Here is a 12,897-nt window from a genome sequence, read left to right as displayed (position 1 = left end):
ATATCCTTTCAATTATTTATAGTGTGCTTTGCACCTACTCTACAAGCAAGCGCTTCTATTGATTTAGCTGACAAAGCCCGATTTTGTGCATCCACTGAATAAGCAATTTCTGCCAATAAAGGCGCTGGCAAATGTGTTTGCAGATATTGCACATTATCGGCATAACGCGGCATTTCTGAATCAACCTGATTGGCAATCCAGCCAGCCAATGGCAAGCCTGCCGCTAAAATGGCCTTGGCGCTCAGCATGGCATGGTTTAAGCAGCCCAAGCGCATGCCCACCACCAGAATCACCGGCGCTTGCAAACGCTTAGCTAAATCGGCCATAGATGCATCTTCGGACAAGGGCGCATACCAACCACCCGCGCCTTCCACCAGCACCACATCGGCTAACGTTTGCAACTGTTTGGCAGCGCTCACCATCAAATCCAAATCTAAAACCCGGCCCGCATCTTTAGCGACTAAATGCGGCGAAATTGGCGCTTCAAACAGATAGGGACAAGCCAAATGGGCTGGTGCTGCAATATTCGATGCGGCAGCATGCGCAGCCACATCACTATTCCAAAGCTGGCCGTTCCGCCACTCGCAACCCGCAGCCACCGGCTTCATCCCTACTGCCGATTGCCCTGTAGCAACAAAACCACGCAAGAGCTGAGCTGTAGCAATCGTTTTACCGACATCGGTATCGGTGCCAGTCACAAAATACATTTGCCCGCTCATGCTTGCCTCGGCCGAAATTCAATAATCTGGCTGCCATCGGCATTCTTTTTTGCGGGCTTCGTCAAGGGCTTCCATGCATGGCCGTAAACCACTTCGTAGGTACACGGCAGCAAGCCATCGCGCCTGAATGTCTCGTACTTCGCCACAATTTTTTGCCACGCTGCCTTGCCTAGCATGCCACGCGAGCGGCCTTCCGCTACATTGTGCGCGCCGATATCTTTTAAATCTTGCATGATGGCCTTGGCACTATCGTAAGTCATAGTGAGGTACTCCATATCCATCACCGGCGTGCTCAGGCCATTTTTAACCAAGGCGTCGCCAAGGTCGTGCATATCGATAAAGCGATTCACATGTTCTTTGTTATCCACTGCAGCAAAAGACGCGCGCAATTCTTTTAGCGTGTCAGGCCCAAGGGTAGAAAACATCAACAGGCCACCGGGCTTTAAAACACGGGTAAATTCTGCAAATGCGGCATCCGGCTCATTACACCATTGCAGGGTAAGGCTAGACCAAATCACATCAACTGATTCATCCGCCAGCGGCAAGGATTCAATATCGGCGCAAAGATAAGCCACGCCTTGGCCACGCAAACTTGCCCAAAGCTTTTTTAAACCACCACCCTCTTTGGCTCTGGCCACTTGCAACATGCCCGGTGCTAGATCCAGCTCGATCAGCTGAGCATCTTTGTAGAGCATTTGTAATTGCGGCGCACAGTAACCAGTACCGCAACCTGCATCTAATACGGTGACAGGGTTAACTTTGATGTAATCCAAACGTTCAAACATACGATCAGCCACTTCGCGCTGCAAAATAGCGGCCGCATCGTAGCTTGTTGCTGCTTTATTAAAAGCAGCGCGCATAGCTGCTTTTTCAGTATGAAAGGATTTGCTCATTGAGTCCTTATAATCACTATTTACGACTATATAAAATGACCTTGGATGGCATCAGAGCCATCCAAGTTATATCTTTAGAGAGGCTGCTATTGGATATAAAAAGATTTAGTCATACATCGGGGCAAAGCGGCCCCTGCGGCCTCGAATGCCCTAGCAGCATCCGAGTATTGCTTGAGCAAAAAGGGCCAATTTACGCTTCTGTCTTAGCAAATTTCATTTTAATAAATTCAATCACCACGGGCATGGCAGGAATCAGCACCAGAGCAATTGCAATCGAGCCAATATTTTTAGCAATGAAAGGGATGCCACCCAGAAAGTAACCTGCATAAAGCAGGGAAACCACCCAAACCGCTGCACCAATCAGATTAAACATCAAAAAGCGGTGATAGCTCATCTCGGCCATGCCCGCTACAAAAGGCGCAAAGGTGCGCACAATCGGCACAAAGCGCGCCAAAATAATGGTCTTTCCACCGTGTTTTTCATAAAAAGCATGGGTTTTTTGCAAATAATCCTGGCGAAAGATTTTAGAATCTTTATTGGCAAAAAGCTTATGGCCAAAATAACGGCCAATGGTGTAGTTAACCGCATCTCCCAAAACCGCAGCGGTAAATAATAGCCCCATCAGTAAATACAAATTCATATGCCCGCCACCCGCCAGCATACCGGCTACAAACAACAGCGAATCACCCGGTAAAAAGGGCATAATCACCACGCCGGTTTCAATAAAAATAACGGAGAACAACAATGCATAAACCCAGCTGCCATATTGAGCAATAATTTGGGCCAAATACACATCAAGGTGCAAAAAAACATCAACGGGATTAAATTCCATCTTTTCTCTCCAAATAGGCAGTTGAAAAATATCAAAAGGCAAAAATCGTAAAGGATTGCAATTGATTGATAAGCAGAGGCTTTTTGAAAGACCATCCATTCATGGTGCCATTCATTTTTCAACGACCTGCTAAACACAAAAACGCCGACGATATGCTCGTCGGCGTAGAGTTAAGCGTAAGGCAAAAACTTAAACCACCGCTTCTTCTTTGATTCTAACCGGCTTAACCATATTTTCACGCGTGACACCCAGCATCAGTAAAAGCGGCGACGCCACCAAGACCGATGAATAGATACCAAACACAATACCAATGGTCAGCGCCATCGCAAAGCCGTGCAATGCAGCACCACCAAAAATCAGCATAGATAAAACCATACACTCGGTAGAGCCGTGAGTAATAAGGGTTCGGCTGATCGTGGCAGTAATCGCATTATCAATCACCTGCGGCACAGTTTTGCCACGCAAGTTTGGCTTGCGGAAATTCTCGCGAATCCGGTCAAACACCACCACCGATTCATTCACGGAATAACCCAGCACCGCCAGAATACCGGCCAGCACGGTCAAGGAGAACTCCCACTGAAATAACGCAAAGCAGCCCAAAATAATGATCACGTCGTGCATATTAGCAATCACTGCCGATACTGCGAAGCGCCATTCAAAGCGAATCGCCAAGTAGGCAATAATCCCCACACACACCAGCAAAATCGCCGTTGCGCCATGGGAAACCAGCTCACTCCCCACAGACGGGCCAATAAACTCAACTTTACGCAGCTCTACATCAGCGCGATCCGTTTTAAGCAGATTCAGCACTTCATTCGATAACTGAGCACTGGTTTTGGTTTTGATATTAGGAATACGCACCATCACATCGCGCGTGGTTCCCAAAGACTGCACCTGCGCTTCGCCGTAATTTAAGCCCTCTACTTTTTCCCGGACCTGGTTTAAATCAACCGACTTGCTATAACGCAGCTCCATCACCGTACCACCGGTAAATTCCACACCCAGATTCAGGCCCTTCATCACCAGAAACGCAACAGCCAAAACAAAGGTTGCCAGCGAAATCGCCGTTGTAAGCTTGCCATAGCTCATAAACGGGATATCACGCTTTATATGAAAAAATTCAATCATTGCGATGCACCCTTACACAGCCAGCGTCGAAACACGACGGCCGCCATAAATGAGGTTAATGATGCCGCGAGATACAAACACCGCGCTATACATCGACGTTAAGATCCCGAGGCTATGTACCCAAGCAAAACCACGTACCGCGCCAGAACCAAAAATCAGCAGCGCTAAGCCAGCGATCAAGGTGGTGACGTTGGAATCCAAAATAGTGGCAAAAGCATGGCTATAACCATTGTGAATCGCGGCTTGCGGTGTCATGCCCGAGCGCAGCTCTTCGCGCACACGCTCGTTAATCAGCACGTTGGCGTCAATTGCCATCCCCAGCGCTAAGGCAATCGCCGCGATACCCGGCAGCGTTAAGGTCACGCCCAGCAAGGACAGCAGCGCCAGTAGGAATAATAAATTGGCAGCCAATGAAACCGTCGATACCACACCAAATACACGGTAATAGATCACCATAAAGATGGAGATCGCAAGAAAACCATATAAAGTTGAGTGAAACCCCTTGGTGATATTGTCTTGTCCCAAGCTTGGGCCAATAGTGCGCTCTTCAACGATATTCATGGGAGCAGCAAGCGAGCCCGCGCGCAGTAGCAGTGCGGTATCGTTCGCTTCGGCAACGCCCATCGAGCCAGAAATCTGCACGCGGCCACCACCAATTTCAGAACGAATCACCGGCGCAGTAACCACTTCGCCCTTGCCTTTTTCAACCAGCACCATGGCCATGCGCTTGCCAATGTTTTCTTTGGTCAGCGTTTTAAAGATGGCAGCACCTGTGGAATCAAGGCCAATATGTACCGCAGCCGAGTTTTGATCATCAAAGCCCGCTTGCGCGTCACTGATATTATCCCCCGTCAGCTCTACTTCTTTTTTCAGCAAAATCGGACGATTCTGGCCATCGCTGCCGCGCTCGCTGAGTAGCTCAAAGCCAGCAGGTACATTGCCATTGAGCGCTTCGGCTACTTTAGCCTGATCATCTTCTACCATACGTACTTCTAGTGTGGCAGTACGGCCCAGAATATCTTTAGCCTTCGAGGTATCTTGCACACCTGGCAATTGCACCACGATACGGCCTTCACCCTGCTGTTGAATCACTGGCTCAGCGACACCCAGCTCATTCACCCGATTATGCAAGGTGGTGATGTTTTGTTTTACCGCGTCGGTTTTTAATTGCTGTAATGCTTCAGGAGAATAAGAAATGACAATTTTATTCTCACGCACATCAATCTGGCGCTGTAGCAAGACTTTGCGTAAAGCCTTAGCCGCTTCCTTGGTTGTCTCATCATCACGCAGCTGCACTTCAACGCTGTCGCGGGTTGATACAATCCGGCCATAGCGAATTTTCTTTTCTTTTAGCTCACGGCGCACATCACCTGCGGTTTTCTCTAAAGCCTTATCAACGGCAGCTTTCATATCCACTTCAAGCAAGAAGTGCACACCACCGCGTAAATCCAGCCCCAGAGACATCGGCTTAGCCCCGATCTTGGTCAACCAGGACGGCGTATCCGATAAGAGATTTAAAGCCACGCTGTAATCATCGCCCAGCTTAGCTTGTAACAGCTCTTTAGCCTTTAACTGGATTTCCGTGTCTTTAAAGCGAAATTTCACCGAATTGCTATCAAGGAACACATCTTCGGTTTTTACACCGGCACTTTTTAAAATGGCCTCAGCACTTTGCTGTAGCGCGGCATCTACCTTCACCGTGGCGCGAACGCTGGCAATTTGTACTGCCGGGCTTTCACCAAACAGATTAGGCAGGGTGTAGAGCGTTGCCAAAGCAACGGACAGAATAATTATTAGGTATTTCCAAAGCGGGTAGCGATTCATGGCAGGACCCAGAAATGCACAAAAGGCGGTGCAGTTGTTAGCACAAACTGCACCGCCTTATTGGCTTTACTTGTTATTTTTAATAGTGCCTTTTTCCAAACGCGCAGCAACCGCAGCACGTTGGAACAGGATTTCTACGCCATCAGCTAATTCAAGAGTGACATATTGCTCGCTCACCTTGGTGATGCGACCAGCCATACCACCACTGGTAACCACTTCATCGCCTTTAGACAGAGCAGCCAGCATGGCTTGTTGTTCTTTAGCGCGTTTTTGTTGTGGGCGAATCAACATAAAGTAGAACAAAACAAAAATCACGATCATAGGAAGAAAAGACATAAAGTCCATTCCTGCCGCAGGTGCGGCGCCTGTTGCATACGCGGGTGCAATGAACATATCGGGTCGGTTCCGTGTCAATAAAGCAAAGCGGCCCATTCTAGCGGGTGAACCACACAAAATCTACCCAGCTTTTTTGCCTTCAGTCATCAAACCCGCTTTATAAACCGCATGTCCTGTATTTTGACCTCGGCAACTTTGCTTTTCACGAAAATAAAAGGGAACTTTAGCCAAACTGAATAGTCGGCCCGATAAAAACAAATCATCAGCAGCCCCTAATATGAAAAAAACAGAGGCTTGCCGCACAAAACCGCCGCTTAGCTCACCATTCACTTGGCCCAGAAACGCTCCAGCCAGCTTTTTTTATGCCAGGTTGCTTGTGCTCCGCGGGATAAAAAATGCTCGGTATAACGCTTATCGCCTTCCATAATATGATTGGTCAGCCAGTTTCTTAAAAAATGCATCAATTCAAAAGTAACCGCCTCGCCCCCTGCCAGGCGAGCTTGCAAGCCATTCATTTGCTTTATTAAATCTTCGTGATGTTGCTTATGTGCATCGTAATCGGGGTAGCCTAAAATACGCATCAGGCTTTCTTCCACTGTGAAATGAGTTCTTGTGTAATCGGCAAGACGCCCCAGAATAAGCACCGATGCCTCGCTGCCATGATGTAAGCGAATGGCATCATGTAGCTCATTAAGTAAATCGATCAACACCTTGTGTTGCTCATCAATTTCCTGAATACCGACCGACAGCTCATCGTTCCACTCAAAAAATACTGACATTTCGCGTCTCTCCCTGACTATTTAGAAAGAATTTTGCAGATAAAATGTCATCTAAATATTGAGCCATATCAATATTTAAATAAGCCTAGGGAAAGCCTGAATAAGGTTTAAGCCTTGTGCTTCCTAAATAAAAGCCAGCCTGATGCGCCCTGCAAAATACTAACAAGCCCTTATTTGCGCTTTGCAGGGGCGCTATAATCACCAGAACACCGCAAAAACGTTCTCAAAAGAAGGCGGGAATGCGACAATACCGCCGAGAATCTCTATTAGGTAAGCAAAATGCCCTGGCAAGAACTACGCATCACCACTGAATCATCCCAAGCTGAACGCTTTTCTGACGCACTTTTTGATCTAGGTGCGTTGTCTGTCAGCGTGGAAGACGCTGCCGCGGGCACCGACGCAGAAAAGCCGATCTTTGGCGAGCCGGGTGAGCCGGTCGATCAGATGTGGGAAAACAGCGTGGTGCTCGCCCTGTTTGACGAAGACATTGATACCCGCCTGATTGTCACGGCAGCAAGTAATACATTGAAATTAGCCGTCCCGCCCTACGATGTGGTGCGTGTCGAAGAGCAAGACTGGGTGCGTCTCACCCAATCACAATTTAATCCGATTGCCATTTCTGATCGCCTCTGGATTACCCCTACCTGGCATGAATGCCCTGATGCAGGCGCAATCAGCATTCAGCTCGATCCGGGCCTGGCTTTTGGCACGGGCAGCCATCCGACGACACGCCTTTGCTTAAAATGGCTGGATAGCCATCTTGCTGGCGGTGAAAAGCTGCTGGATTACGGTTGTGGCTCTGGAATTTTAGCCATTGCGGGTATGAAGCTTGGAGCCGCTTCTGCGGCAGGGGTCGATATCGATCCACAAGCGATGACCGCATCAAGACAAAATGCGGAGCAAAATGCGGTTGAAGTGCAGTTTTACTTACCCGATGCAGAGCCAGCAGACACTTATGATGTGGTGATTGCCAATATTCTGACTAATCCTCTCAAAGCCTTAGCGCCTATGCTGGCTGCAAAAGTAAAAACAGCTGGCCGCATCGCTTTATCGGGCATTCTAGCCGAGCAGGCAGATGAAGTGATCGCCATTTACAGCCAGTGGTTTGCCATGAATGCGCCGCAAATTGAAGACGGCTGGGTCTGCTTATCCGGTATTCGTAAATAAATGAACGATATTACCCGTTGCCCAAACTGCCAAACCGCTTTTCGCGTAACGGAAGCGCAGTTGCAAGCCCACCGCGGCAAGGTTCGCTGTGGGCGCTGCGCCTTTGTCTTTAATGCCAAAGAATGCATTGAAAGCGAGCAGATCGCAGAAACGATCAGCACGCCCATTATGGCTACTGCAAAGCCACAGGCTGCACAGATCATCACAGCAGTTGCGCCCGCAGCCAATGTATCAAGCGAAGCTGCCAAGCCACTAGCTGCAGCGCCGCCAAGCCCTGCTATAGCCTGCCCGGCACCGCCGGTAACGCGGCCCAAGCGCATCGTGCCCGACCCCGCACCACAGATTGAAGTTGATTTTGATATCACAGCCTCCGACAACCACGGACCGGTGATTGAAATTGAAATCAAAGCACCGCCAGAGCCAGTGAGTAAACCGGCTGCTCCAATTGAAGAAAGCCATCCCTCTGAAGAAAGCCATCACGATTATCGCCCCATTTATACGGGCGACGAAGAGGGCTTACTTGAGCCGCCACCCCGCTCCAAATGGCAAGCTCTATTGATCGGGATAAGTATTATTCTGATGCTCAGCTTTATAGCGCAACTGGGTTATCAGCAGCGCACGCAAATTTCGATGGAGTTTCCTTGGCTACGGCCCAAGCTTATCCTTGCCTGCCAAGCGCTGGGCTGCACTATGCCGCTGCCTGAGAATGCAGAAATGCTGCGCTCTGAATGGTCGGAGCTTAGCTATGTGCCCGAGTTTCCCAATATTATTCAACTGAATGCCACCTTGCGAAACCTGGCTCAGTACGAGCAAGCCCTGCCCATGCTGGAAGTCACGCTGACCGATGATCAAGAGCGCATCGTACTCAAAAAAGTATTTAAGCCAAGCGAATACCTGAGTGCTGCCGATAAAAGACGCCTGAAGTTTGATGCCCAAGACGATTTACGTGCCTTTTTACAAATCGATTTAGGCGAGCTGCACTCCACGGCTTACTCCATCTATTGGTTTTACCCTTAGCTTTGATAGCAAGACCGGATATTTAAAACTAATCTATATCACTCAATCAATGCATGGGATCGGTCATGGCTACTATTTTGTTAAACCATACTGAAATTAATGTTGGGGGCCATTTCCCCGTTGTAGGCGAATATGCCCACAGCTTTTTGCTCGTCGATTCAGGCATGATCGACGTTCCCCTATCACGCTTTGCGGGCAAGCCCAAAGTAATCGCGGTCATCCCCAGTATTGACAGCGCAATTGGCCTTATCATTGCCCGCCAGCTGGAGCGCCTGTCCGTAGACTGGCCGGATTGTGCCATCTTAGTGATTTCTGTTGACACTCCTTACGCCTTAAGCCGGGCGATGGAACAAGAGCGCTTTCGCCGGGTGCAACTCCTATGCACGCTACGTGGCCGGGATTTTCACAAAGATTATGGCGTGATGATTACCGATATCCCGCTTTCTGGTTTTATGGCCACTGCGCTGATTGGCGTGAACGCTGCGGATATCGTGATGTATAGCGAGTTAGTCTCTGATCTGAGCTTTGAGCCCGATTACGGCACGATGGCTGAATGTTTATTCCCGCCCATTGAAGAAGAAGCGGAAGAAGAAATCATTGATGATGCCGAGCAAATTGCGCAATTAGAGCGCTACGATCCAAGCATCTAGCAGCCTATAAACCTGCTCCAGAAGTAAATAGCATCTTAATTTAAACGCTTGTCATATTGCAGCCCTATGCTCTTAAAGCTTGCTATTGAGCGCCTTCACAATAGATAATTGTTATCGTAATGAATACACTAATAGCCACAAAACGGAGATCTCTATGTCTGCAGTGACTCTTGGCGGCAACGCCATCGAAATCAAAGGTTCTTTCCCTAAAGTGGGCGATACGGCACCAGACTTCAGCCTTGTTGCAAAGGATTTATCCGATGCCACACTCGCTACTTTTGCAGGCAAAAGAAAAATCCTAAATATTTTCCCAAGCGTAGATACCGGTGTATGTGCAGCTTCGGTTCGTCGCTTTAACGAAACGGCTTCTAGCTTAGAAAACGCGGTAGTGCTATGCATCTCCGCTGATTTGCCTTTTGCACAAAGCCGTTTTTGCGGTGCTGAAGGCTTAGAAAACGTCATCAGCTTATCCACCATGCGTGGTCGTGAATTCTTAAGCCACTACGGCGTTGAAATCATCAGCGGCCCGCTAGCTGGCGTATCTGCCCGCGCCGTTGTCGTGCTTGATGAAAACAATCAAGTCCTGCATGCAGAATTGGTTTCTGAAATCAAAGAAGAGCCAAACTACGCAGTAGCGCTTGCTGCGCTGTAAAAAATTGCAAAACAAGCAGGGCAATAGCCGTTCTGCCTCACTGTACTTGCTGCAATAATCAACAAAGCCGCCCTGTGCGGCTTTGTTCTTTTAATGACTTGTGTTTTAATCCGCTCACTTTTTTGCAGCCGTACCTAATCGATATCTATGTGGCCAATTGATTTTTTCTCCCGGCAAGCACCCTATGCACCGTTGCTTAGACTCATTAAACAATTTGAGCATTTTCCCAGTCATGCAGACTGGGATGCCATTGGCCCGCCTGCCCGCAATCAGCAAGGCTTAGCCATTCGCTTTGTAGCCCCTGAAGTGCTCACTGATTATTACGAGATCGAAATCGCCCAAAAAGGTCAGGTCGCTACTCGGGAAAACAACTGGCACGATTGCTTTAATGCGCTGGTCTGGTGTGCATTTCCACAAAGTAAAAGTGCAATCAGTGCCTTGCATATGCGACATTTTGCTGCCGATCGCCCACGCGGGCCCATTCGTGATGCAGCAACATTACTGGATGAATGCGGGCTGATTCTGCCCTATTGCGATGATGTGCTTTTGCAATTATTGATTGATCATCAATGGCACGATTTATTTCATACGCATCGAGCAGATTGGGGGATTAAAATCAATGCAGTTTGCTTTGGCCATGCCAATTATGAAAATCTGCTTACGCCCTTTTTAGGCTTAAGCGGCAAATGCTGGCCTATTAAAGTGAGCCCTGATTTCTTTGAAAAATCAATCACAGAGCAATGCCTGCTGCTTGATCAGGAATTAGCTCACTTTTTAAATAATGATCAATTGCATAAACCCCGCCAGTTGCCGCCACTGCCTTACTTAGGCATTCCCCAATGGTGGCCAGAGCAAGACGATCATTTTTATGCCAACACGCAGTACTTCAGGCAAAAAAGAATTAAACAATAGAATAACTCAAAAAAATAGCCAAGCATCGCTTGGCTATTTTTATTGACCGGCATAAATTACTTAGCAGAGAGTAATTCTTCAATCTGCTCTTTAGGAATCGCACCCGATACAATCTGACCTGATTTAAAAATCAGCGCAGGCGTGCCAGTAATTCCCAAACTTTCCGCCAGTTTCATATTTTTTTCAACTGGGTTTTCACAATCCGCCTTACCATCCAGAGCTTGATCCTTAAGCATAAAATTGCTCCAGGCGGCTTGTTTATCTGCAGCACACCAAATCACTTTTGATTTACGCTCTGCATCCGGGTGAATGCTTAAAGGCATCAGGAAAGTATAAATCGTGACATTAGTCAGGCCATTTAAGCTTTCGCGCTCTAAGCGTTTGCAATAAGGGCAATCCGGATCAGAAAATACGGCCAGAACACGTGAACCGTTACCACGCACGTCTTTAAATGCCTGCTCCAGCGGTAATTTGCTAAAGTCGGTTTTTTGTAATTCAGCCGCGCGCTGTTCAGTCAGGCTGCTTTTTTTAGCCAGATCAATCATATCACCCGCTAAAATGTACTCACCTTTGATATCGGTATACACAATCTGGCGTTTACCAATCACTACTTCATAAATCCCTTTCATAGGTGTGGTATTAACCGAAGTGATTTCACGGCCTGGCAATTGCTTTGCCAATTTTTGTTTAAGCTGATTAGTCGAATTATCAGCAGATGCAGAGCATGCTGTTAAAGCGATAAAACCGCTGGCAATCAAGATACGAGTCACAGATTTCATATTCATAACAACCTCAGGCGTCCATGGCATGGCGGATTAATTGTCTTTTAAGCCATGGTAATTGATTAGTGGCCCCTAAACCCAGATTCCTCAAAGTTTTAAGCAGGGGATTTGTATTATTAAATAACTTTTGCAAGCCATGACACACACCTTGCATGGTGTAAACCGCTTCACGCCTAGCCCGCTCGTAACGTCGCAGCAACAAATAATCGCCAATACGATTAACCGGTGCCTGGGCCAATAATGCAGCTAATTCGGCCACATCGCCAAAGCCCAGATTAACGCCCTGCCCGGCAAGAGGATGCACAGTATGAGCGGCATCGCCGATCAACACTACTTTATCGCGCACCGTTTCAGGCAAATGATTTAATCGCAAAGGAAATGCAGCTGCTGCGCTGATCAATTGCAAAGCACCGAGACGAGCACCACCCGCAGCGGCAACGCATTCGCATAATTCGGCAGGCGAAAGCGCCATAAGTTCCGCCCGCTTTTCATCACTACAAGACCACACCATCGACATCCGCTGGCCAGCCAGCGGCAGCCATGCAAGCACACCATCAGGCATAAACCATTGATGAGCCACACCCAGATGAGACTTTTCAATCTCAAAATTAGCCACCACACCAAACTGCTGATATGGCATCACCTGCGGTTCAATGGCCAGCTGACTTCGCACCCATGAATTAGCTCCATCAGCACCAACCACCAAGCGAGCACGAAGGGGTTGGCCATCAGCCAGCGTCAGTGTTGCGCCCGTTTGATCGGTCGTGAGCTTTATAGGGCTAGCGGGGGTACGGATATGAATCTGAGCAGATTCTTGCAGGCCATGCCAGAGCGCTTTTTGCAATTCGCGATTTTCCAGCATAAATGCCAGCTCATCAACGCCCGCTTCAAGCGCATCAAATTGCAAGGAAATCCCATGTGCATCGCCGAATATTTTCATACACGAGGTGGCTTGCAAGCGATCGGCATCTAAACGCTGCCATGCACCAATACGCTGCAACATCTGCCGGCTTGCGCGGCTAATGGCGTAGATACGTTGATCCCAGGAATCCTGAGGCCAATCCCAAGCGGGTTGCCGGCCTTCTATTAACAAAACCGTCAGTGCGGTGTCTTTAAGCGCCAAAGCTAAGGCGCTGCCGACTAAACCACCACCAACGATGATGACATCTGCGTCAAAATTTTCCATGGCGGGAGTTTATCAGGCCG

At 48.3% G+C, this 12,897-nt stretch carries 15 protein-coding genes; 5 read left to right on the top strand and 10 right to left on the bottom strand.

The window, feature by feature from the left end; translation table 11 throughout:
• Positions 1–8: 8 nt before the first annotated feature.
• The 8 genes from bioD to VN23_RS01865 all read right to left on the bottom strand — a co-directional run bounded on the left by bioD (position 9) and on the right by VN23_RS01865 (position 6,511).
• A complete protein-coding gene (bioD, locus tag VN23_RS01900; RefSeq protein ID WP_046353455.1) occupies positions 9–719 on the bottom strand; it encodes a dethiobiotin synthase in 711 nt (236 codons plus the stop codon).
• Positions 716–1,612 carry a malonyl-ACP O-methyltransferase BioC gene (bioC, locus tag VN23_RS01895; RefSeq protein ID WP_046353456.1) on the bottom strand — a complete coding sequence of 299 codons (897 nt, stop codon included), beginning with the start codon at positions 1,610–1,612 and terminating at the stop codon, positions 716–718. Before bioC ends, bioD begins: the two co-directional genes overlap by 4 nt.
• Positions 1,613–1,802: 190 nt before the next feature.
• Positions 1,803–2,444: a DedA family protein gene (locus VN23_RS01890; protein ID WP_046353545.1), complete on the bottom strand. Its 642-nt coding sequence runs from the start codon at positions 2,442–2,444 to the stop codon at positions 1,803–1,805.
• A gap of 189 nt (positions 2,445–2,633) precedes the next feature.
• Positions 2,634–3,569, bottom strand: coding sequence for a protein translocase subunit SecF (gene secF / locus VN23_RS01885; protein WP_046353546.1), 936 nt, complete (start codon positions 3,567–3,569; stop codon positions 2,634–2,636).
• A 15-nt stretch (positions 3,570–3,584) separates the two neighbouring features.
• Positions 3,585–5,396, bottom strand: coding sequence for a protein translocase subunit SecD (gene secD / locus VN23_RS01880; protein ID WP_046353457.1), 1,812 nt, complete (start codon positions 5,394–5,396; stop codon positions 3,585–3,587).
• 66 nt (positions 5,397–5,462) lie between these two features.
• On the bottom strand, positions 5,463–5,789 hold the full coding sequence (yajC, locus tag VN23_RS01875; RefSeq protein WP_046353458.1) for a preprotein translocase subunit YajC: 327 nt from the start codon (positions 5,787–5,789) through the stop codon (positions 5,463–5,465).
• A gap of 63 nt (positions 5,790–5,852) precedes the next feature.
• A complete protein-coding gene (locus VN23_RS01870; RefSeq protein ID WP_046353459.1) occupies positions 5,853–6,062 on the bottom strand; it encodes a hypothetical protein in 210 nt (69 codons plus the stop codon).
• A complete protein-coding gene (locus VN23_RS01865) occupies positions 6,059–6,511 on the bottom strand; it encodes a bacteriohemerythrin (protein WP_046353460.1) in 453 nt (150 codons plus the stop codon). The genes VN23_RS01870 and VN23_RS01865 overlap by 4 nt, the downstream gene beginning before the upstream one ends.
• 279 nt (positions 6,512–6,790) lie before the next feature.
• On the opposite strand from VN23_RS01865, the gene prmA reads away from it, so the two are divergent.
• From prmA to VN23_RS01840, 5 genes are all read left to right on the top strand, one after another.
• The gene (gene prmA, locus VN23_RS01860) at positions 6,791–7,678 is read left to right on the top strand and encodes a 50S ribosomal protein L11 methyltransferase (RefSeq protein WP_046353461.1); all 888 of its coding nucleotides are present in this window, start codon (positions 6,791–6,793) and stop codon (positions 7,676–7,678) included.
• Positions 7,679–8,695 carry a DUF3426 domain-containing protein gene (locus VN23_RS01855; protein ID WP_046353462.1) on the top strand — a complete coding sequence of 339 codons (1,017 nt, stop codon included), beginning with the start codon at positions 7,679–7,681 and terminating at the stop codon, positions 8,693–8,695. It abuts the gene before it with no gap.
• 65 nt (positions 8,696–8,760) lie between these two features.
• Complete coding sequence (locus VN23_RS01850; protein WP_197433002.1) at positions 8,761–9,345, top strand: thiol peroxidase; 585 nt, start codon at positions 8,761–8,763, stop codon at positions 9,343–9,345.
• A 154-nt stretch (positions 9,346–9,499) separates the two neighbouring features.
• Positions 9,500–9,997 (top strand): thiol peroxidase, encoded by a 498-nt coding sequence (gene tpx, locus VN23_RS01845; RefSeq protein WP_046353463.1) that lies wholly within the window; start codon positions 9,500–9,502, stop codon positions 9,995–9,997.
• Positions 9,998–10,144: 147 nt separating this feature from the next.
• Positions 10,145–10,909, top strand: a complete 765-nt coding sequence (locus tag VN23_RS01840) for a DUF3025 domain-containing protein (protein WP_046353464.1) — start codon at positions 10,145–10,147, stop codon at positions 10,907–10,909.
• A 56-nt stretch (positions 10,910–10,965) separates the two neighbouring features.
• Here VN23_RS01840 and VN23_RS01835 read toward each other — a convergent pair whose 3' ends face one another.
• Together VN23_RS01835 and VN23_RS01830 are read right to left on the bottom strand one after the other, a co-directional pair.
• Positions 10,966–11,694, bottom strand: coding sequence for a DsbC family protein (locus tag VN23_RS01835; RefSeq protein WP_046353465.1), 729 nt, complete (start codon positions 11,692–11,694; stop codon positions 10,966–10,968).
• Between the two features lie 7 nt (positions 11,695–11,701).
• Positions 11,702–12,877: a UbiH/UbiF family hydroxylase gene (locus VN23_RS01830; RefSeq protein WP_046353466.1), complete on the bottom strand. Its 1,176-nt coding sequence runs from the start codon at positions 12,875–12,877 to the stop codon at positions 11,702–11,704.
• Positions 12,878–12,897: the final 20 nt, after the last annotated feature.

It is taken from the genome of Janthinobacterium sp. B9-8 (assembly GCF_000969645.2).
GTDB lineage: Bacteria > Pseudomonadota > Gammaproteobacteria > Burkholderiales > Chitinibacteraceae > Iodobacter.
This window is presented reverse-complemented; position numbering and strand designations above follow the sequence as displayed.

What these genes read in the sequence shown, in the direction of transcription:
- bioD (WP_046353455.1), bottom strand. Translation starts at nt 719, where the DNA reads ATGAGCGGGCAAATGTATTTTGTGACTGGCACCGATACCGATGTCGGT.
- bioC (WP_046353456.1), bottom strand. Translation starts at nt 1,612, where the DNA reads ATGAGCAAATCCTTTCATACTGAAAAAGCAGCTATGCGCGCTGCTTTT.
- VN23_RS01890 (WP_046353545.1), bottom strand. Translation starts at nt 2,444, where the DNA reads ATGGAATTTAATCCCGTTGATGTTTTTTTGCACCTTGATGTGTATTTG.
- secD (WP_046353457.1), bottom strand. Translation starts at nt 5,396, where the DNA reads ATGAATCGCTACCCGCTTTGGAAATACCTAATAATTATTCTGTCCGTT.
- yajC (WP_046353458.1), bottom strand. Translation starts at nt 5,789, where the DNA reads ATGTTCATTGCACCCGCGTATGCAACAGGCGCCGCACCTGCGGCAGGA.
- VN23_RS01865 (WP_046353460.1), bottom strand. Translation starts at nt 6,511, where the DNA reads ATGTCAGTATTTTTTGAGTGGAACGATGAGCTGTCGGTCGGTATTCAG.
- prmA (WP_046353461.1), top strand. Translation starts at nt 6,791, where the DNA reads ATGCCCTGGCAAGAACTACGCATCACCACTGAATCATCCCAAGCTGAA.
- VN23_RS01855 (WP_046353462.1), top strand. Translation starts at nt 7,679, where the DNA reads ATGAACGATATTACCCGTTGCCCAAACTGCCAAACCGCTTTTCGCGTA.
- VN23_RS01850 (WP_197433002.1), top strand. Translation starts at nt 8,761, where the DNA reads ATGGCTACTATTTTGTTAAACCATACTGAAATTAATGTTGGGGGCCAT.
- tpx (WP_046353463.1), top strand. Translation starts at nt 9,500, where the DNA reads ATGTCTGCAGTGACTCTTGGCGGCAACGCCATCGAAATCAAAGGTTCT.
- VN23_RS01840 (WP_046353464.1), top strand. Translation starts at nt 10,145, where the DNA reads ATGTGGCCAATTGATTTTTTCTCCCGGCAAGCACCCTATGCACCGTTG.
- VN23_RS01835 (WP_046353465.1), bottom strand. Translation starts at nt 11,694, where the DNA reads ATGAATATGAAATCTGTGACTCGTATCTTGATTGCCAGCGGTTTTATC.
- VN23_RS01830 (WP_046353466.1), bottom strand. Translation starts at nt 12,877, where the DNA reads ATGGAAAATTTTGACGCAGATGTCATCATCGTTGGTGGTGGTTTAGTC.